Raw genomic sequence first — 20,970 nt, 5'->3', positions numbered from 1 at the left:
TGTCACTCCTGCGTCAGCCTCACCAGGGCCGTCACGTCCAGTATCATGGCCACACGGCCATCTCCGAGTATGGTTGCGCCGGACAGGCCCGGCACGCGGCGATAATTGGTTTCGAGATTCTTGATGACCACCTGGTGCTGCCCGAGCAGCGCGTCGACCTGCAAGGCCACCTTGCCGCTGTCGGCCTCGACAACGATGGCCAGGGACTCTCCAGTCAGCGGCTCGCCAGCCTGATCCGGCCCGGCCGTCAGGCCAAGAATGCGATGCAGCGGCACCAGCGGCAGGTACTCGTTGCGCACATTGAGCACCAGCCCCTTGCCGGAGATCGAATAGATATCTTCCGTGCGTGGCTGCAGCGATTCGACGATGAAGCTGATGGGCAGGATGTAAACATCGCCCCCGACCGCGACCGACATGCCGTCGACGATGGCCAGCGTCAGCGGCAATCGTATCGTCATGCGCGCGCCGTACCCCGGTGTCGAGCTGACGTCGATGCGCCCGCCCATGTCGTCGACATTGCGCTTGACCACATCCATGCCGACCCCCCGGCCGGAGATGTCCGTCACCTGGTCGGCGGTGGAAAAGCCCGGCGCGAAGATGAGCTGCCAGACGTCGCTGTCCGACATGCCGTCGCTGACCGCCAGGCCCCGCTCGCGGGCCTTCTCCAGTATCTTGTCGCGGCGCAGGCCCTGGCCGTCGTCGCTGACCGAGATCACCACGCTGCCGCCCTGGTGCATCGCCTCCAGCGTGATCTGGCCTTTTGCCGGCTTGCCCGAGGCAAGGCGCTGCTCCTGCGTCTCGATGCCATGGTCGATACTGTTGCGCACGAGATGCGTGAGCGGGTCGGCGATCTGTTCGATCAGGCCCTTGTCGAGCTCTGTGTGCTCGCCGATCAGCTTGAGATCGACCGCCTTGTTCATGCGCCCGGCCACGTCGCGCACCATGCGCGGAAAGCGGCTGAAGACCGAGCTCATCGGCAGCATGCGGATCGACATCACCGCCTCCTGCAGGTCGCGCAGATTGCGCTCCAGCTGGGTCAGGGCCGCCTGCATCGGGTCCGACACCGTCTGTTCGTCCTCCGCCGTCTGGGCGAGCATCGCCTGGGTGATCACCAGCTCGCCGACCAGGTCGATCAGCTGATCGACCTTCTCGGTGCTGACCCGTATCGACGAATCGCCCGATCCCGCCTTGCTACCCGGCCTTGCTGCCGCGCCAGGCTGCGCCGCTGGCTTGGCCGGCACGCTGGCGGCCGGGGCTGCCGTCGCCGCTACAGCCGGCACGGGCGCCGCAGCTACGGGGGGGTGGAACAGCCCGAAGCCATCTTCCTCATGAAACGTCCCGGCGGCGGCCGGCTCGACGAACAGCCCGAAGCCGTCCTCCTCGACCCAGGCCTGCGCATCCTGTGCAATACCCGGCCCATCGAGAAACAGCCCGAAGCCATCCTCTTCCAGCAGGTCCGCCCCACCAGCAGACCACGCGTCGATCTGGCTGCCCGGGCTATCGACGAACAGGCCGAAACCGTCATCCTCTTCGACGGCGGGCTGGCCCGCCACATCGCGGGTGATGTCCTCCAGCCCGATGAACCGGGGAGGCAGCAGCAACTCCAGGGTTTCGTAGAGTTCAGCGCGTTCGACGGCGGTGCTGATTTCGATCGTGGCCTGGCGCTGTATCAATTCGGCACGCAGCAACTCGCCGCGTGTAGCCCAGTCGTCACGCAGGATATGGAAGACCACTTCGTCAACGCTATCCAGCGTCGCGCGGAAGACGCGCTCGCCCTCACGGCGGGCGCTGACGGGCGACGTGTCCGGCTCCGCCCTGGCAGGTGCGCTGGGCCGCAAGGCACTGAGCTGCAGGCACAGCTCGGCGATCTGTGCCTCGTCGCTGGTGCCGCCCCGCCGGTGTTCCGCCAGCATGTGGCGCAAGCCGTCGACCGCCTGCAGGAACACGTCCACGACCGGGACTGTCAGCGGGGCCTTGCCCTGGCGCAGCAGATCGAGGTGGTTTTCGAGCAGGTGGGTGACTTCCGTCAGGTCGTGAAACCCGAAGGTGGCAGCCCCCCCCTTGATCGAATGCGCCGCCCGGAAGATCGAATCGAGCTCGTCGGCGGTGGGATCATTGATATCGATGGCAACCAGCAACTGCTCCATCGTGTCCAGGTGCTCTGCCGCCTCATCGAAGAAGACTTGATGAAACTGGCTCAGGTCGAAGCTCATTGGGCCGCTCCGACCTTAGCCGATCACCCGCTTCACCACATCCAGCAATTTCTGTGGGTCGAATGGCTTGACCAGCCAGCCGGTCGCACCGGCGGCACGGCCGGCGCTCTTCATGGCATCGCTCGACTCGGTCGTCAGCATGAGAATCGGCGTGTTGCGGTACTCAGGCAGGCCACGCAGCGACTTGATCAGCGACAGGCCATCGAGCTTCGGCATATTCTGATCGGTCAACACCAGGTCGTAGCGGGCCGTGCGTGCCTTGCTCAGGCCTTCGGCCCCGTCCGCGGCCTCGGCCACGCTGTAGCCGGCAGCTTTGAGGGTGAACGCCACCATCTGACGGATGGAGGCGGAATCGTCGACGGTCAGTATGGTCTTGCTCATCTATCGCCTATCCTAGCTTGTGTCATTTTTTATTTAGAACAACTCGATCGATCCGGCGTCCATCGAGGACTGCGAAACCGGATTACGAATCTCCTCAGTGCGGTGAACCGCGCCCTGCTGGGCCTGGCGAACCGCTTCCTGGGCCAGCGTGGTGCTATTGTCGAGCGAGCGGCCGCGCAGGCCGGACAGGGTACGCAGCGGCTGCTCCACGCTGTCGATGGAACGGCCGATGAAACTGACCAGCTGCATCGAGATATCCTGGAATTGCAGCTTGGTCACCGCCTCGTGCACCAGCCCGGAGAACTCCTTGGCACAATCGCCGACCTGCTGCGTCACCTCGCGGCTGTGATCGTTCACTTCCTGCATCGCCTGCATCATTTCCAGCACGCGCTGCTGCGACCGCAGCGATACCGTCATGTCGGACGATGCGATCATCGTCATCGAGCCTTCGGCGCGGGCTACTGCATCCTGCACCTGCCCCATGTGATCGCGGATCTGGCGGCTGAACTGCGCCGTGCGCAAGGACAGGTTCCGCACTTCGTCCGACACCACGACGAACCCACGCCCGGCCTCACCGGCACGCGCAGCCTCGATGGCGGCATTGAGGGCAAGGAAATTGGTTTGTTTGGCGATGCCTTCGATTTCGCCCAGAATGCCGCCGACCGAGCTGACGCCATGCGAAATGTCGTCCATCTGGTCGGCCAGGGCGATCGCCATCTTCGAGGTCTGGGTGGTTTGCTGCACAAAGGCCTGCAGCGTGACGGAGACTTCATCGACGAACTGAGCGAAGCCAAGCTTGGCACCCTCCTCGTCCGCCAGCCCGCCCTGCTGACGCATGCTGGCCGACACATCGAGCATGGCCTGCACCAGCTCCAGCTGCCGCAGGGAGATGGCCTCCATACCCCGGAACAGCTTGACCAGGCCATCACCCGCGTCGGCGATGATGCCGGACAGCCGCCCCAGCTCGTCGCCGCTGACTCTGACCGTATCCGCGGACAGGAGGGTGGTCTCAGAAATGGCATCGGTGGTCAGCGCAAACAGCTCGGCCTTGCTCCGCGACACGCCATCCATGTTGACGCGCTGCCGGCGTTCGGCCATCTCGGTCAGGCGCTGTGACACGACGAATGCAGCAGGGCACAGCACCAGCGTCGCACCGAGCATTCCCCACCCACCGCCGAGCCAAGCGAATAATCCCTCGGTCACGATCACCGAGCTACCGATCAAGCCTGCAAGCGTGGATATTTTCAAATTGCGATCTCCAAGACTGAGGGTGATAGCCCCTCTGCAACATCAGGCTCTACTGTCATTGCGGAAATTTACTATCGGCCACGCGCCTTGCGTTTACAAGTTCGTGGATCATTATATTTTTATGTGTGACAGGTATGCCGAAACCCTGTCGTCCGCCAGCGACATGGCATAGCCATGGGTGCTTTGGCAATATTCATGCCATTTGGAATATAAGGCTACCACCAACGGTGAAAAGCCAAGCCCGATCCAACACAGGCACATCGCAACAAGCCGTGATTACTCATCCATCACAATATTAGAAAATTATATTATCCGCATCATGCCCGCGACAAGCCGTATTTCACTGGTTTTCCGCGGCAGGCCTGTCATGTGGACAGCATATGTAAAGAGCCGGGCGTAGTATTCCATTGACCGGCCCCTGCCGCCCACTGCTTGGCAACGGTATGCAACAGGGGCATCGGCCAGCGGCAGCTAGCATGAAGCGGGCCGGCCACCGGTAAAGCTTGTTGAGTCGCCTCTCACCGCCGCCGCCTATCCGCCGCCGACACGCCCCTCCCTGAGACCGGTTCCTTGCCACCATGCGGCAGTGGGCTGCCGACGCACGATTCGAACCATTGCGGCTGACCGCGCGGGCCGACCCCGTCCTTGCATGACGAAACCACCCGCCATGCAGCAGCCGGCACATCAGCCCTTGCCGTGGCCGTGCTGGTATCGGTCGTGCCCCTCACCTTGCCTGTCGTCGTGGCGATCACCGCGACTGCCGCGCTCGTCGTCATCGCGCCGGCCGTCGCGGCCATGGTCGTGGCGGGCGTGATCGTCGCCGTAGCGTTCGCGGTAGCGCGGGGCGTAGTCGTTCAGATACCAGTCGTCGCGGACGAAATAGACCTGCCGATCGCAGGCGTGGTAGCGGTAGCAGTACTTGGACCAATGCCTGGCGTGGCCGAGCGGTACACGCAGGTAAATCGGCTCGCGTTCTATATAGCGCGGCCCGCGCTCGATGATGATCGGGCGCTCATAAACGATCAGGGGTGGCGGGAAATCACCGATGTCGATGCGGCCGTAGAAGCCAGGCTGGCCGATCGAGATCGATATCCCCACATCGGCCGCCATGGCCATCGGACTGGCAAGCAACAGGCCGGCAACCAGTCTCGGTACATTCATGGCGTGACTCCTGTCTCGAGCAACCGTCACCGTTAGCATCGTGGCCGCCTGTCGCCCCGACCTGCTCAGCGGGATGCCCAATCCACTTTTAACTATATCGCCTGCGTTGCCAAACGTCTCGCCGCGCATTGGGCCATGGCTAAGCGTCTTGCCGCACAGCACCATCCCCCAGCCGCAGCCGGAAAAACGCCACCAGCGCGGCCAGGGACAGCGAGGCCGCGAACAGGAAGGCTCCCGCAGGATGGAGCAGCCACAACGCCCCGGCAATCAGCGATGCCGGCAGGTAGACGACACCGGTGACAAAGTTGTAGAGCCCGACCGCCGAGCCGCGCCGCTCCAGCTCGAGATCGGCGATGAAGGCCTTGCTCTGCGCCTCGTCGATGGCATAGAACACGCCGAAGACGACGAACAGCACCACCACCTGCCACTGCGTCGAGGCAAATGCGAAGCCCAGGCACATCAGCAGGTAGATCAGGTAGCCCAGTACGATCATGCGCGGGCGGCCCAGCCTGTCGCCCAGGCGGCCGATCAGCGGCGCGGCGACGACACAGGCGATATTGAACAGCGCGTAGAGCAACACGATGTCCTTCACCGAAAAGCCGACGCTGTGGGCGCGCAACAGCAGGAAGCTGAAACTGAAATAGGCCAGCGAGAACAGCGCGGCAACGATCAGGTAGCGTTTGAAGGCCGGGCTGAGGGTATGCCAGGTTTCAAACATGCTCTCGCGTTGATGAGGCACACCGGGTTTATCCTCGACCAACCCCAGCACCACGACCGCCAGCACCGCCGGTACCAGCGCCACCACGAACAGCACGCGGTAGGTCGACATCCCCTCGCCCAGCCACGACAGCAGGCCATAAGCCACCAGCGGGCCAAGCACCGCGCCGGACTTGTCGAGCGCCTTGTGCACGCCGAACGCGTAGCCGCGCGAGCTCTTGTCGGCGACCGACGCCAGCCAGGCATCGCGTGGCGGCCCGCGGAACCCCTTGCCCAGCCGCTCGATCACACGGAAGGCGCCGAGCCCCGCCACCGTGCTCGACAGCAGCAGGATGACCTTGGCCAGCGTGGAAAAGCCATAGCCGGCCAGGGTAAACGCCTTGCGCCTGCCGCTGCGATCCGATAGCCAGCCGGCCAGGTAGTTCAACGACGAGGCCGACAGGTCGGCGAGGCCCTCGACCACCCCGAGCAGCGCTGCGGATGCCCCGGCGACCGCGGTGAAGAACACCGCGAACACCGAAAAGATCATTTCGGAGCTCAGGTCCGTCAGGAAGCTGACAGACCCCAGTTTGAGCACATCGGGATGGATGCCGAACTTCGGCTTCGATGCGTCACGCGGGATGACGGGATCGGGCATGGGCGGCCTCGGGAACGGGATGATTGGCGTCGTCCAGCATCATATCCCACTCCCGCCGCAAGGTTGCGTGAGGCGCCCAAGCCACGTCAACGGGCGAGCACTGGAAACCAGCCCAGGCGCGGCTCAACCGCCGCCGCACGCGCTGCCGGGCGCCATCGGGGTAAACATGGCACCCTCCGCGCCGCCATCCCGGCCAGGCAGGATGCACACGCGCAGGATCAGGCCCTGGGTCGCGCGGCGCATGTCCGGCGGGAAGGGCGAGAACGGCGCGGCCCGCTCGAACAGCGCGTTGACGTAGGCGATCTCGGCCTGCTGATCGGCCGACCACAGCACGCGGAAGCTCTTCAAGGTGCCGTCCTGGTTCAGCGTCACGCTCACGGCCGCCGCACGCCGCCCCATCCCGGCATTGCCGCGCTTGACCATGGCCGCGGTGCGGTTGAGCTTCTGATAAAGCGCATCGAAATACATCTCCAGGCTGAAGCGGTCGACCTGCTGCAGCCTGCGGTTTTGCGACGCCAGCTCGCGCAGCTCGGCCGGGTCATCCTCCACGGTGGGCGCGGCCCGAGCCGCCGCCAGGGCACGATATGCCAGCTCGCTGCCGGTGGCTGGCTTGGCCTTCGCCGCCAGCTCGTCGAGGAACTCGCCCATTTCCGCATCCTGCGCCGGGGTCGCCACGATAGGTGTGCTGGCGGTAGGCGCCGTCTCGGCACGGCCCGGCACAGAGAAGGTTTTGCGGGGTTCGCGGGCCTTTGCGGCGGGGGCTGTCAGCAGGCGCTTGCTCTGTTCGCTGTGCGTTTGCGGCGCCCGCTCTACCACCTTGGCGACGGGCACCGCTGGCCGGGAAGGCGCCATCGTCACCTGCAAGGGCCCCTCCCCGGCACGGCGCCGGCTAGCCGACGGCGACGCAACATGCAGCGCCAGCACGGCCAGGTGCAGGCCCAGCGCCAGGGCCAGCGCGATACCGAAGCGCCGGTCGTCGGGGCGTATCGTCAACAGCATCGGAAAGATTGGTACCGTGGATGAAGATGGATGGGGAATGGCCGGCATCGCGCGCCATCGCGGCACCGCTCCGGCGGCAAAGATGGCGGCGATCATACCGTCAATCAATACGGACATGTGCACAAAACGCCCGTGCCCACTGCAGGCAATGCGTCGGCCGGGAAGTTCCGGCCAAGCCATGTCCAGGCCTGCAACACCTCGCCCGCCCTCCCCCCTTTTGGATCGTCGGATGGCGATGGCACTCGGCCCAAGCGGCGCCGGTGCTGCATCTCAGCCTCTGAGCAAGTTGGCATATGCTAAAATTACTGCATTCCTGATCTACCCCACCCGTCATCCATGCTTCGTTTCGTCGTCTGCCTGCTTGCCAGCCTGTTTGCGCTGGCTGCCGGGGCCACGCCCAGTATCGCCCTGTATTACGGCCAGCAACCGCCGTACGAGGCGCTGCGCGCGTTCGACGACGTGGTGCTGGAACCGGGCCACGTCGAGCAGCTGCCTGCCGGCGAGCGTACGCACTGGCTCGCCTATGTAAGCGTGGGCGAGGTGCATCCGGGGCGCGACTATGCAAAACGCCTGCCGCCGGCGTGGATAGTGGGCCGCAACCAGGCCTGGCAGGCCGACATCATCGACCAGAGCCAGCCCGACTGGCCCGCCTTCTTCGTCAACGAGGTGGCGGCGCCGCTGTGGGCGCGCGGCTTTCGAGGCTTCTTTCTCGATACGCTCGATTCCTACCAGCTCACGAGCCACGACGATGCCGCCCGAGCGGCTCAGCGGCGCGGGCTGGTACGCGTCGTTCAGCTGCTCAAGCAGCGCTTTCCCGAGGCGCGGCTGATTGCCAACCGTGGCTTCGAGCTATTGCCCGAGATCGCGCCGCTGATCGACGTCGTCGCAGCCGAGTCGCTTTACCAAGGCTGGGACCAGCCGGGCCAGCGCTATCGCGAGGTACCGCAGGCGGACCGCGACTGGCTGGCGGCACAGCTCAAGACGGCGCGCGACACCTACAAGCTGCCGGTGTTGGCGATCGACTATGTCGATCCGGCGCAGCGCGGGCTGGCGCGGCAGACGGCAAACCGCATCAAGGCCGACGGCTTCATCCCCTGGGTCAGCAACCCGGCGCTCGACCTCGTCGGCGTCGGCGCGATCGAGGTGCAGCCGCGCCGCATCCTGATGCTTTACGACCGCCGTGGCAGCGTCGGCCTGCGCCTGCACGAGGCGGTGCGCAATGCCACCATGCCGCTGCACCACCTGGGCTACGCCGTCGACTACGCCAATGTCTACGAGCCGCTGCCGGCCTACCCGCTGGCCGGGCGCTACGCCGGCATCGTGGTGTGGACCAGCGGCCCGACCAACACCGAGCTGCCGCGCTGGCTCGCCCGGCAGATCAGCCAGGGCATGCGCGTGGCGGTGCTCAATCACTTCGGTTTCGATCCCGACGACCAGCTGCTCGCGCCATTCGGCCTGGAAAGCGTCGCCACGCCGGACAGCACCGGCCCGATCCAGCTCGCCTACCAGGCGCCCGGCATCGGCTTCGAGTTCCCGCCCACGCCAAACCGCGACCTGCTCTATCCAGTGCGCCTCAGCGGCGCGGGCAAACGCCTGCTGCAGCTCAACGCCAGGGGCGCGCTGGTCGATGCCGTCGCGTTGACCGACTGGGGCGGCTTCGCGCTTGCGCCCTTCGCCGTCACCGAGCTCCCGGCGGCCAGCCAGTCGCGCTGGATCGTCAATCCGCTCGACTTCTACCGCGAGGCGCTGCGTCTGCCGCTGCTGCCGGCGCCCGATGTGACGACCGAGAATGGCCGCCGCCTGATGATGGTGCATGTCGACGGCGACGGCTTTCCGAGCAAGGCCGAGATGCCCGGCTACCCGTATGCGGGCGAGGTCATGCTCAAACAGCTGCTGGAGAAATACCGCGTGCCCTCCAGCGTGTCGATCATAGAAGGCGAGTTGGCGCCCTGGGGGCTCTATCCCGCCGAGTCGCCGGCACTCGAGAACATCGCGCGGGCCATCTTCGCCCTGCCCCATGTCGAGCCGGCCAGCCACACCTGGTCGCATCCGTTCAAATGGAGCAAGCTCGAATCGGGCGAGGCGGAAATCGGCGAGGGCAACAGCCTGCCGCTCAAGGGCTACGAGTTCGACCTCGAGCGCGAGATCGCAGGCTCGCTCGACTACATCAACACCCGCCTCGCGCCCAAGGACAAGCCAGCCCACCTGCTGTTCTGGAGCGGCGATTGCAACCCGACCCGCGAAGCGCTGCAGGTGGCCGCGCAACACGACGTGCTCACCCTCAACGGCGGCGACACCATCATCACACGCAGCCGCAAGTCGTGGTCGGCGATCGAGGGCCTCGGCGTGTGGAAAGGCCCCTACTTCCAGGTATTCGCGCCGAACCAGAACGAGAACGTCTACACCGGGCTGTGGACCGGACCGTTCTACGGCTACGAGCGCGTGATCGAGACCTTCGAACTGACCGACAAGCCGATCCGCTTCAAGCCGATCGACATCTACTACCACACCTATGCCGCCAGTAAGGGCGCGTCGCTCAAGGCGCTGCAGAAGGTCTACGAATGGGCGCTGGCACAGCCAGTGATGAACATCTACGCCTCCGAGTACATCGGCAAGGTGCAGGATTTCGACCGCGCCAGCGTCGCCCAGACCGAAGACGGGCTGGCGATCCGCAGCGGGCCCTCGCTCCGCGAGCTGCGCCTGCCGGCGTCGGCCGGCTTTCCCGACCTGGTCGCGAGCCGCGGCATCGCCGGCTTCAAGCGCGAGGGCGAAGCGCTCTACCTCCACCTGAGCGGCGACTCCGCCCTGCTCAAACTCAGCGCCACGCCACCGACGCAGCCCTATCTGAGCGAGGCCAACGGCCGCCTGACACGCTTCGAGCGTGACGGCAGCAACGTCAAGGCCACCCTGCAAGGCCACCTGCCGCTGCAATTCGCGCTCGGCAACGTGGCCGGCTGCCGCATCAGCGCCGACGGCAAGCCACTCCAGCCCGCGCGCACTGCCGGCAATATCTCTCAATTCAAACTGACCACCCATGCTGTCGACACGCTCGAACTCCGCTGTCCAGCCTAAGCCGCGCGAGCGCCTGTTCCCCTGGTGGAGCATGCTGCTGTTCGCCGTCATGGTCAGCCTGACGCTGCTGCTGTTCTTCCCGCAGAAGTGGCTGATGTCGCAGGTGCAGCAGACCCGGCCCGGCGACCGCGTATCGCTCGAATACCTGGCCAACCTGGTCAAGTTCAATCCGAGCGACAACGCGCTGCAGCTCGCGCTGGTGCGGCAGTACCTGGCCAGCGGCGACTGGGGCAACGCGCGGGTCGCGCTGCGTTCGGTCGACGCCGGTGACGACGGCAAGTTGCGCACCGAGCGCGATGCGCTGTACTACCGCACGCTGATGCTCGAATACCAGGAGCTCAAGCCGGACGACCCGCGCCGCGCGCAGCTGCTGCAGACGCTCTCGGTCGCGGCCGGCAACAGTCCGGCCGGCGGCGGCTCGGTCGACAGCCTGGTATGGCTGGCCCGGCAGGCCGAGGCCATCGGACAGCCGGCGCTGGCCGGCCAGCTCTACGACCAGCTCGCCCGCACGGACAGCGCCCGCCAGCTCAACTGGCTTGAAGCCGGCGCCCGCGTGGCGCTGGCCAATGGCGACTACGACGGCGCGGCACGGCGCTATTTCGCCGCGCGCGCGCAAGTGCGCAGCCTGCCGCTGCAGCGGCACTACTTCCTAGCCGGGCTGCGCACGCTGCAGTCCGGCAACCAGCTCGACGCGGCCCTGGCGATCGCGCAGAAGGACCTCGGCGCGCTCGGCGACGACCCCGACACGCTCAAATACCTGATCGCACTCGCGCGCTCGGCCAACCAGCTCGACCTGGCGGCCCAATTCGCACGTCGGCTGCTGCAGATGAGCTGGCTGCGCGAGCAGCTGCCGGCGCATGAGCTGGCGCAGCTGGAGGGCGGGCTGCGCTGGCTGACCGTCGACTACGAGCCGGGCCGGTCGCCGCAACGCGCGTTCGACGAAGAGGCCTACCGGCTCGGCTACGAGGTGTTCGTCGCCAGCCGCAAGCTCGACGATGCGGTCGCGGTGGCGCAGCGCGCCGTGCAACTGTTGCCGGGAGACCTGAACTGGCGCAAGCGTCTGGCCCAGGCGCTCGAATGGTCGGGCCATCCCGAACTGGCGATCGAGCACTGGACGGTGATCGCCGAGCGCGGCGGCAGCCAGGAGGCCTGGCAGGCACTGCTGCGCCTGGCGCCGGGCCTCAACGACAACCGCGCGCTGCTGCTCGCGCAGAAGCACCGCGCGGCCACCGAGCGGCTCAGCGATGCCCAGTGGCGCGACCTCGCCGCGCTGTACGAAAAGATCGCCGAGCCACGTGAAGGCGCGGCCTATCTCGTGCAGCAGTACCAGCGCCAACCCCAGCCGCTGTTGCTGGAGCTGGCTGGCGAAATGTACCAGCGCGCCGGCGACGAGCCCGCCGCCGGCACGACGCTGCAGACCCTGATCCGCGACTACGGCCCTGCGCCGCAGTACGCACTGAAGCTGGCGACGCTGCAATACCTGCGTGGCGATGTACAGCAGGCTTACGAGACCTTGCGCTCGGCGCAAACCCGCGCGCGCGACGAAGACATCGATTACTGGCATACCCTCGGCGAGCTCGCCTGGCAGGCGCAGCAGGACCGCACCGGCATCTCGGCCTACCGCACCCTGCTGCGCCAGGGCAAACAGCAGCCCGTGGAGCTCGAACGGCTCTATCTGCTGCTGCAGGACAGCGCACCCGACGAGGCCGCACAAGTCGCAGAACAAGGCTGGCAGCAATACCGCGAGCCGCGCTTTCTGCTGTCGTTGATGGCGCTGCGCAGCCGGCAGGCCGCCTGGATCAGACTGAAGCCCGTGCTCGACACACTGACCGCAGACGACCTGCGGCGGCTCGGCAGCGAGGTCAATTTCTGGCTGTTGCGCTCGCAATACCACCTGCAACTGGGCCAAGCCGAACCTGCCGTGCAGGATGCCCGCCAGGCGGTGGCCACCGCCCCCGGCGACAACGGCGCGCGCATCAACCTCTTGTGGCTGCTGATCGACCAGCACGCGCAGCAAGACCTGGCGCAGGCGCTGCAGCAATGGCGGGCGGTCGCCGAGGGCGCGCCGCAGTACTGGGACGTCTATGCGAGCGGCTACCTGGCGCTGAACCAGCCCGAACAGGCGCTGCCCTACTTCCGCCGCGGGCTGGCCCGACACGCCAGCGACTATCTCTGGCTCATGGGCTATGCCGATGCGCTCGAACAGGCGCAGCAGCCCGACATCGCCTGGCGCATCCGCCGCCACGCGTGGGCAGCGCTGCGCCAGCCGCAGCCGCCGGACCAGCCCCAGGCCATGCTCGCCCAGGCAAGGCTGGCGCTGCAGTTTGCCCCGGCCGACACAGTCGCGCCGCTGCTGCGGCAGCTGTTGCGCCAGGACTGGGCGCGCGGCGACGACGCGGTAGCCGCCCAGGCCAATGAACTGGTGCTGTCCTGGCAGCTCTCCACCGACAGCGAGGAAGCCGCCCGGGGCTGGCTCTGGAAGCGCTATGCGACGCATCTTGCACAACCCGACTGGGCGGCGCTGTCACTCGCGCTGCAGGCGCAGGATCTGCCAGCGCTCGACCGGCTGCTGGCGGCACGCGCAGAGGCCTTGCCGGTTCGCGACCATATCGAGGCGCTACGCCAGCTAGGCCGCCTGGGCGAGGCGCAAGCACTGGCCTTCGACACGATGTCCAGCAACGAGCGCGACGACCAGGCCCAGCAGCAGCTCGACGAGCTGGCACTGCAGGCCGCGCCGCGTGTGGGCCTGGGCTACGAAAACAGGCGGCAATCGGGGCTGGTGCAGCACTCGGTCGAGATGCGTTACGAAACGAACGTCACGCCAGCGCTCAGGCTCAGCCTCGAACTTGGCGAGGCCAGCCAGTCCACACGCGGCGACAGCCTGCGCCAGGATCTGTCGGCGGCCGATGGGCGTCTGCCCGATCTCAGCCGGCAGTTCCCGTCGCGCGAGCGTCAGGCCAAGCTCGACCTCACACTGACCGATGCGCACGGCCAGACCGTGCTGAGCCTGGCGCGAGAGCAGAATCTCGACAGCTACACCTCGCTCAGGCTCGAACGCCAGCAGACCTTATCGCGCGAGCTCAGCCTCGGCCTGAGCCTGGGCCGCCGCCAGCAGGCCAGCGACAGCGACCTGATGCAGCTGCTCGCCATGCGAGACAGCGCCGAAGCCACGCTGCGCCTGAGCCCCAACCGGCTCGATTACGCGAGCATCGGCCTGGGCTGGCACCGCTACCGCCTGCAGAGCGGCCCGGGGCTGGGCCGCGGGCAGCAACTGAACTGGGAGATCGGCCACCGGCTGCGCACCGAGTATCCCGACGTCAGCATACGGCTATCGGGCTACCACAACCGCTATACGCAGCAGTTCGACGCCGCGCCGGCCGACCCGGAGACCGACACGCCACGGCTGCTGCCCGACGACAGCAGCGCCGTCGGCCTCAACATCGGCTTCGGCCAGGCTTACCTGAACGACTATACTCGGGGCTGGCGGCCCATCGCCGACATCGGGCTGAACCACAGCCCGCAGGCCGGCCGAGGCTACAACTGGCTGCTCGGCATGGCCGGCAGCGTGCTCGGGCACGACCATCTCGCCGTCTTCGCACGCAACAGCCATGGCGGCAGCGGGCCGACCGCCGACAGCGGCGCGCTGGGACTGCACTACTGGCTGGCCTATTGACCGCCGCAACAAGAATACGCAATCACGTGACACCAAGGACCACCATGAATCGACTCCGCCCCACGCTACTTGGCGCCCTGCTGCTCGCAGGGGCGCTGGCTGGCTGCTCGACGGTGCAGACCGCCCGTCCCGCCGCCCCGCTCGACAAGTCCGCCAAATGGGTGCTGCTGCCCATTCTCAACCACACCGAGACGCCACAGGCCGGGCTGCGCGCCGAGGCCATCACCGAGTCGCTGCTGCAATCGGCCGGCGTTTCGGCACTCGTGCACTACCCCTCGCAACTGAAGACGGAAACGCTGCTCGACGCCGCCGAGCGCAAGGTGCTCGACGACGCCCGCAAATGGGCCGGCGACCAGGGTGCGCGCTACGCCGTCACCGGCAGCGTGTCGGAATGGCGCTACAAGGTCGGCGTGGATGGCGAGCCGGCCGTGGGCATGACGCTGCAGGTGATCGACCTGCCCTCGGGCCAGGTCGTCTGGAGCGGCAGCGGCGGCAAGACTGGCTGGAGCCGTGAATCGCTGTCCGGCGTGGCGCAGAAGCTGTTGCAAACACTGATCAACGGTGCCGGCCTGTAGTGAAATCGCAGCTGCTCAGAATCATTCTGCCCAAGCCGCGCCCGGCCTGGATCTGGGCCGAAGCCATCGGCCTCACCTTGCTCGCGCTGCTGGCCGGCTTTACCGTCGATGCGCACGACCCGCTGCTGACCCAGGCCGGCTTTCCCTGGCTGTGGCTCTCGCCGGTGTTGCTGTCGCTGCGCTACGGCACCCTGCCGGGCGTCGGCTCCGCCTTCATCCTGCTGCTGGCGTGGCTCGTCGCGCTACGGCTCGGCTACACGGCAGAGACCGATTTCCCGCGCCTGTTCTTCCTCGGCGGCCTGCTCGTGACCATGCTCTGCGGCGAGTATGCCGGCCTGTGGCGCACCAAGCTCCGGCGCATCGAGGAGCTCAATGGCTATCTCGATCACCGGTTGGAAGAGATCACCTATCGCCTCTACCTGCTCAGGCTGTCGCATGACCGGCTCGAACAGAACCTGATCAGCAAGCCGGCGACGCTGCGCGACGCGCTGATCCGCCTGCGCGACTTCATCCTGTCGCTCGAACATGTGCCGGGCGAGCTGCTCGGGGCGCAGCCGTTTCTCGACTTCCTCACCCAGTTCTGCCAGATGGAGGCCGCCGCGATCTACCGCGTGAAGCGCCGCCAGGTCGAGCCGGCAGCGGTCGCCAGCGTCGGCTCGATCGGCGAGCTCGCCGCCGACGACCCGCTGCTGCGCCACGCGCTAAGCACCAATGCGATGAGCCATGTGGCCGAAATCGACGAGATCGACGGCGCGCATGCGAGCCGCTACCTCGTGGTGGCGCCGATTCACAACAGCTTTGGCCAGACACTGGGCGTGCTGGTCGTCGAGAAGATGCCCTTCTTCGCGCTCAACGACGAAACGCTGCAGACGTTGGCCGTGCTGCTCGCCTACTACGTCGATCACATGATCGCCGCCGAGGCCGCCATGCCAATCCGCGAGGTGCTGCCCGATTGCCCGCCGATGTTCGCCGAGGAAGTGCTCAAGCTCGGGCGCATCGAGCGCGATACCGGCGTGGCGAGTTACATCGTGGCGCTGGCGTTCAGCCCGCACCCGAAGCAGCAGGACATGTACATGATGGTCAAGCGCATGCAGCGCGGCCTCGACCTCACCTGGGAGATCGAGGAGGCCGGCACGCGCATCATGCTCACGCTCATGCCGCTGTCCGGCCAGACGGCAGCCGAGGGCTATCTCGCGCGCATCGAGCATTCGCTGCAGGACCAGTTCGGCGGCAACTTCCACGATTGCCGCATCCGCCCCTACAGCACCAGCGTAGGCATTGGCTCCGCGCCGCTCTTGGTGCAGGATCTGGTCGCGCGCTGCCGCAACAGCCTGGGGCTCTGACATGATCAACCTCAAGTTCGCCTCGACCGCGGTGATGCTGGAATCCGGCGCGCTCGCCGTGCTGTTCAGCGATCAGCCGCCGGGGCTGTTGCTGCTTGCCTTCCTGAGTCTGCACGCGGCAGCCAGCGCCTGCCTCGCGCTGTTCGTGTGGATATTGATGCCGTCCCACTACCAGCGGCCACGCCGCTGGGCGCTGGCCTTCCTGTTCGCGTTCAGCTTCTTCATCCCGTTCATGGGGCTGATCGGGCTGTTCGTCGGCGTGCTGGTGGCCTCCTACCTGCCACGACTGCGGCTAAACACGCCGTTTCGCAACATCAGCGTGCCCGAGTACAACAACCTGAGCGGCAACGTGAAGGTCAGCTACGGCCAGGGCGGCCTGCGCGCACGGCTGCAGGATACCGGCGCCAGCCTCGAATCACGCATGAAGGCGCTGATGGCGATCCAGCAGATGCCGAGCCGCGACGCCAGCCCGCTGCTGCGCGAGATGCTGTCCGACCCGTCGGACGACATCCGGCTCGTCGCCTACGGCATGCTCGATCAGCGCGAGAAGGCCATCAACCAGAAGATCACGCTCGAACTCGCGGCGATCGCCGGCGAGCAGACCGAGGCTCAGCGCCATGCCGCCGTGCGCCACCTGGCCGAGCTCTACTGGGAGCTGATCTACCAGGGCCTGGTGCAGGGCGACGTGCGCAAGCACGCGCTCGAACAATCGATGGATTACACCGTGATGGCGCTCGAACTCGTGCCCGGCGACGCCGGCATGTGGGTGCTGCAGGGCAAGCTGATCACCGCGCTGGGCCAGGTGCAGGCGGCGGTGTTCGCGTTCCGCAATGCCATCGACCTTGGCTTTCCACGCACGCGGCTACTCCCCTACCTGGCCGAGATCGCCTACACCCAGCGCGACTTCGCCGAGGTGAAGCGGCTGCTGTCGGAGATGTCCACCTTTGACAATTCGGACAAGACCCTGACGCTCACGCGTTTCTGGCGCATCAACAAGCAGGCTGGCACATGACCCACGCGCCCTACCCCAAGGCGGCATCGGCCGACATCGCCATGCTGCTCGAAGGCACCTTCCCCTTCGTCTCCGGCGGCGTATCGAGCTGGGTGAACCAGATCATCCGCGCCTTTCCCGACTACACCTTCGCGCTGATCTTCATCGGCAGCCGGCCCGAGGACTATGGCCAGCCCAAGTACGAGCTGCCGCCCAATGTGGTGCATCTCGAAACCCACTACATCCACACCCAGATCGACATCCCGCTGATCCGCCGCCAGCGCGGCGACCCGGCAACCTTTGGCGACGTCGAGGCGATGCACGAATACTTTCGCGCGCCGCACGCCTCCCCGGACGGCGCCAACGCCTTCGAGCGCCTGAGCCGCGAGCTGCTGCCCGGCGGCAAGCTCGACCGCGACACCTTCCTGTTCAGCGAGGCGTCGTGGGATTTCATCAAGACCAAGTACCGCGAACACTCGATCGACCCGAGCTTCGTCGATTTCTTCTGGACCATCCGCGCCATGCACCAGCCGATCTGGACCATGGCGCAGATCGCCGAGTCGTTGCCCGAGGTGCGCGCCTTCCACACCATCTCGACCGGCTACGCCGGCTTCCTTGGTGCGCTGCTGAAGCGCCGGCGTGGGCGTCCGCTGATCCTGTCCGAGCACGGCATCTACACCAAGGAACGCAAGATCGACCTGTTCCAGAGCGAATGGATCACCGACAACCGCAACGTGTTCCAGAAAGACCCGACCGAGATCAGCTACTTCCGCCAGCTGTGGATGCGGCTGTTCGAGTCCTTCGGCAAGCTGTGCTACGACGCGGCGGACGACATCATCGCGCTGTACGAGGCCAACCGGCAGCGGCAGATCCAGGATGGCGCCGAGCCCGCACGCACGCGCAACATCCCCAACGGCATCAACCTGAAGGCGCTCTCGCCGCTGCGGCAACAGCGCCCGGCCGAGACCCCGCCCATCCTGTGCCTGATCGGCCGCGTGGTGCCGATCAAGGACATCAAGACCTTCATCCGCGCGATGCGCACCGTGGTCAACCGCATCCCGCAGGCCGAGGGCTGGATTGCCGGGCCGGAGGACGAATCGCCCGAGTATGCCGAGGAATGCAAGAACCTCGTGATCTCGCTCGGCCTGGAGAAGAACGTCAAGTTCCTGGGCTTCCAGAAAATCCCAGACCTGCTGCCGAAGATCGGCCTGATGGTGCTGAGCTCGATCTCCGAGGCGCTGCCACTGGTGATACTCGAAGGCTATGCCGCCGGCGTGCCCACCATCAGCACCGATGTCGGCTCGTGCCGCCAGCTGGTCTACGGTTTCGACGACGCCGACCGCGCGATCGGCGCCTCCGGCCGCATCGTCGGCATTGCCGACCCGCTCGCGCTGGCCAACGCGGCAATCGAGTTGCTGCTCGACCCGGCAGCCTGGCAGGCGGCGTCGCAGGCGGCGATCGAGCGTGTCGAGCGCTATTACACGCAGGACATGATGTTCGGCCAGTATCGCAGCGTCTACGAGCGCGCGCTGAGCCTGCCGGTACCGTCCCTGCCCGGTGCTGCCGGGCAATGTCCACGGCGGGGCTGAGCACGGTTCACGCGCCGTCGCTGGCGGGGCCCGGCAGCGTGCGGTACCTGCGCTGCGAACAGCCACGGGCGCTGCCCGGCAGGCCGCCAGAAAGCGGGCGACCGCCAGGAAAGCCCACCTCCCCGGCAGCAAGCCGGGCTGCGTGCGCCCAGCACCATCGCCACAACCCAAGGCGGCCGGCGCGCTGCGGTCTAGTCTGACCCGTGCCGCGCCGGGCAAAGCCGAGTATCATTCAGGCCGTTCGCCACCTACCCTTATCCCATGGCCGGCATTGGTTTTGAAATCCGCAAGCTGCTCAAGAAGGAAAGCTATTTCGGGCTGATCCAGGCCTACACCTACGCCGGTATCATCGGCGCAGGGCCGTGGATCCTGTCCATACTCGGCGTGCAGGCGATCGGCTTCCTGAGCCTCGCCATCGTGGTGCCGACCTTCCTGATCACCCAGTTCCAGGTATCGGTCACCCACATGATCGCCGCCAGCCTGATCCTGACCGGCATCCTGCAACTGGCGTTCACCCGCTACATCTCCGACCGGCTGTTCGAGAAGCGCGACGATACGGTGCTGCCCAACTTCATCGGCGCGCTGTTCGCGGTGATGGTCGCGGCCGGGGCGATCGGGCTGGCCGCCGCGGTCTTCCTGTTCGACGGGCTGGGCGTGGTGTACCGGCTGCTGATGCTGTCGGGCTTCATCATCCTCAGCATGATCTGGATCGCGACGATCTTTCTGTCGGGCATGAAGCAGTACAAGCAGATCCTCTGGCTGTTCCTCGTCGGCTACTCGATCTCGGTGCTGGCCGCCGTGGTGCTGCGCCAGTTCGGGCTCGAAGGCCTGCTGCTGGGCTTCGTGCTGGGCCAGTTCGTGCTGCTGACGGGGATGATGGTGTTCACGCTGCGCACCTACCCGTCCAACCGCTTCATCGAGTTCGACTTCATCAAGCCGGGCCGCATGTACCTGAGCCTGATGGGTGTGGGCTTCCTGTACAACTTCGGGGTGTGGATCGACAAGTACATGTTCTGGTACACCGCCGGCGCCGGTCAGCAGATCATCGGCCCACTCAACGCCTCACTGATCTACGACCTGCCGATCTTCCTCGCCTACCTGTCGATCATCCCCGGCATGGCGGTGTTCCTCGTGCGCATGGAGACCGATTTCGTCGAATACTACGACAAGTTCTACGACGCCGTGCGCGAGGGCGGCAGCCTGGAGCAGATCGAACAGCTGCGCGACGAGATGGTGCACACCATCCGCCAGGGCATCTTCGAGATCGTCAAGATCCAGACCATCGCCGTACTCGTCACCTTCGTCGCCGCACCCGCCCTGCTGCGGCTGCTCGGCGCCTCGCAACTCTACCAGTCGCTGCTGTATATCGACGTGGTGTCGGCCAGCACGCAGGTCGTACTGCTCGGCCTGCTCAACGTGTTCTTCTACCTCGACAAGCGCCGCATCGTGCTGCTGCTGACCGGTATCTTCGTGCTGCTCAACATCGGCCTCACCGCCCTCTCGCTACACTGGGGCCCGGCCTACTACGGCTACGGCTTCGCCCTCGCTGTGCTGATCACGGTGCTGACCGGCATGGCCTTCCTCGACCGCAAGCTGCAAACGCTCGAATACGAGACCTTCATGTTGCAGCGGGGGTGAGAGACGTGCGGCCCGGAAGTTAACAAGAGTTCGGTCGCTTAACGTACCCCCTCGACGCCGGGTTAGAACCAGGCGTATGTTCAACAGAAGACCACAGCTGCTCCTGTATCAACTGCCCTTTTGCACGCCCAAATGAGTTTGATGCAGCTAAATGATTCAATACCAAAGCGTTGCCACCTTGCTGGCCCAACACCCGGAGCGTCGGCAGCGTCCCAGACCTCTCTTGCTTCTGGGTCTGTTGATTCAGGTAGCTCCAGTATGGCGGCCAACGCTTTGCACTCGGCAAGCAAACGAATAGCAGAGCCAATTCCGCCACCCACGACCTCGAATAGTTCGCCTGGATCAATTACCCGAGGGGAATCAACGGGGACGTAGAAGCCTTCCGAGTGTCCGTGCAGCATCAAGTGTTGAAATGGCAAGTCACTGATATCTCCATTACCGACCGCCGCGTAATAGCAATCAACGATCGGATCTTGAGCAGGCAACTCCCGTGAAGGTTCGTAAATCGGCTCGTTGAAGGCGACGTGCGCAGCAAGACGCCGAAGATGATGGAGGCCGGAATAGCCGAACATTTGGCAAGAGAACCAAGCGTCTTCTAGTAATTCGGCTGGTTCGGAGTAGCCAACTACTCCATGGCGGGCCAAACAATCCTCCAGCACCTTCAAACGATCAACGAATTCGTCCGCGAACTCCGGGTCTTCTTGTAGTACGTCAGCAAGATAACCAACCATAC

The 20,970-nt window shown here is 65.7% G+C and carries 14 protein-coding genes; 7 read left to right on the top strand and 7 right to left on the bottom strand.

The features are described from left to right. Positions 1-2 precede the first annotated feature (2 nt). The 6 genes from ABWL39_RS19165 to ABWL39_RS19140 all read right to left on the bottom strand — a co-directional run bounded on the left by ABWL39_RS19165 (position 3) and on the right by ABWL39_RS19140 (position 7,473). Positions 3-2,213, bottom strand: a complete 2,211-nt coding sequence (locus tag ABWL39_RS19165) for a chemotaxis protein CheW (protein ID WP_367795228.1) — start codon at positions 2,211-2,213, stop codon at positions 3-5. A 15-nt stretch (positions 2,214-2,228) separates the two neighbouring features. Continuing rightward, entirely contained in the window at positions 2,229-2,594 is a 366-nt protein-coding gene (locus tag ABWL39_RS19160; RefSeq protein WP_367795225.1) for a response regulator, read from the bottom strand. 33 nt (positions 2,595-2,627) lie between these two features. After that, a complete protein-coding gene (locus ABWL39_RS19155; RefSeq protein ID WP_367795221.1) occupies positions 2,628-3,842 on the bottom strand; it encodes a methyl-accepting chemotaxis protein in 1,215 nt (404 codons plus the stop codon). 684 nt (positions 3,843-4,526) lie between these two features. Next, entirely contained in the window at positions 4,527-5,003 is a 477-nt protein-coding gene (locus ABWL39_RS19150) for a hypothetical protein (protein ID WP_367795219.1), read from the bottom strand. Between the two features lie 139 nt (positions 5,004-5,142). After that, entirely contained in the window at positions 5,143-6,357 is a 1,215-nt protein-coding gene (locus ABWL39_RS19145; RefSeq protein ID WP_367795216.1) for an MFS transporter, read from the bottom strand. 123 nt (positions 6,358-6,480) lie between these two features. Further along, positions 6,481-7,473 (bottom strand): hypothetical protein, encoded by a 993-nt coding sequence (locus ABWL39_RS19140; RefSeq protein ID WP_367795213.1) that lies wholly within the window; start codon positions 7,471-7,473, stop codon positions 6,481-6,483. A gap of 219 nt (positions 7,474-7,692) precedes the next feature. On the opposite strand from ABWL39_RS19140, the gene ABWL39_RS19135 reads away from it, so the two are divergent. From ABWL39_RS19135 to pelG, 7 genes are all read left to right on the top strand, one after another. After that, positions 7,693-10,428, top strand: coding sequence for a bifunctional glycoside hydrolase 114/ polysaccharide deacetylase family protein (locus ABWL39_RS19135; RefSeq protein WP_367795210.1), 2,736 nt, complete (start codon positions 7,693-7,695; stop codon positions 10,426-10,428). Continuing rightward, on the top strand, positions 10,391-14,101 hold the full coding sequence (locus ABWL39_RS19130) for a tetratricopeptide repeat protein (protein ID WP_367795207.1): 3,711 nt from the start codon (positions 10,391-10,393) through the stop codon (positions 14,099-14,101). The genes ABWL39_RS19135 and ABWL39_RS19130 overlap by 38 nt, the downstream gene beginning before the upstream one ends. A 44-nt stretch (positions 14,102-14,145) precedes the next feature. Then, positions 14,146-14,676: a penicillin-binding protein activator LpoB gene (locus ABWL39_RS19125; RefSeq protein WP_367795204.1), complete on the top strand. Its 531-nt coding sequence runs from the start codon at positions 14,146-14,148 to the stop codon at positions 14,674-14,676. Beyond that, positions 14,676-16,019, top strand: a complete 1,344-nt coding sequence (locus tag ABWL39_RS19120) for a PelD GGDEF domain-containing protein (protein WP_367795201.1) — start codon at positions 14,676-14,678, stop codon at positions 16,017-16,019. The genes ABWL39_RS19125 and ABWL39_RS19120 overlap by 1 nt, the downstream gene beginning before the upstream one ends. Position 16,020: 1 nt before the next feature. Then, complete coding sequence (locus ABWL39_RS19115; RefSeq protein ID WP_367795198.1) at positions 16,021-17,031, top strand: lipopolysaccharide N-acetylglucosaminyl transferase; 1,011 nt, start codon at positions 16,021-16,023, stop codon at positions 17,029-17,031. Next, a complete protein-coding gene (pelF, locus tag ABWL39_RS19110; protein ID WP_367795196.1) occupies positions 17,028-18,599 on the top strand; it encodes a GT4 family glycosyltransferase PelF in 1,572 nt (523 codons plus the stop codon). Before ABWL39_RS19115 ends, pelF begins: the two co-directional genes overlap by 4 nt. Positions 18,600-18,860: 261 nt before the next feature. Beyond that, the gene (gene pelG, locus ABWL39_RS19105; RefSeq protein ID WP_367795193.1) at positions 18,861-20,237 is read left to right on the top strand and encodes an exopolysaccharide Pel transporter PelG; all 1,377 of its coding nucleotides are present in this window, start codon (positions 18,861-18,863) and stop codon (positions 20,235-20,237) included. Between the two features lie 80 nt (positions 20,238-20,317). Here pelG and ABWL39_RS19100 read toward each other — a convergent pair. After that, positions 20,318-20,970: hypothetical protein (locus tag ABWL39_RS19100; protein WP_367795190.1), on the bottom strand; the 653-nt coding region annotated here is incomplete at its 5' end.

The sequence above is a fragment of the Chitinivorax sp. PXF-14 genome (genome assembly GCF_040812015.1).
Taxonomy (GTDB): Bacteria; Pseudomonadota; Gammaproteobacteria; order Burkholderiales; family SCOH01; genus JBFNXJ01.
This window is presented reverse-complemented; position numbering and strand designations above follow the sequence as displayed.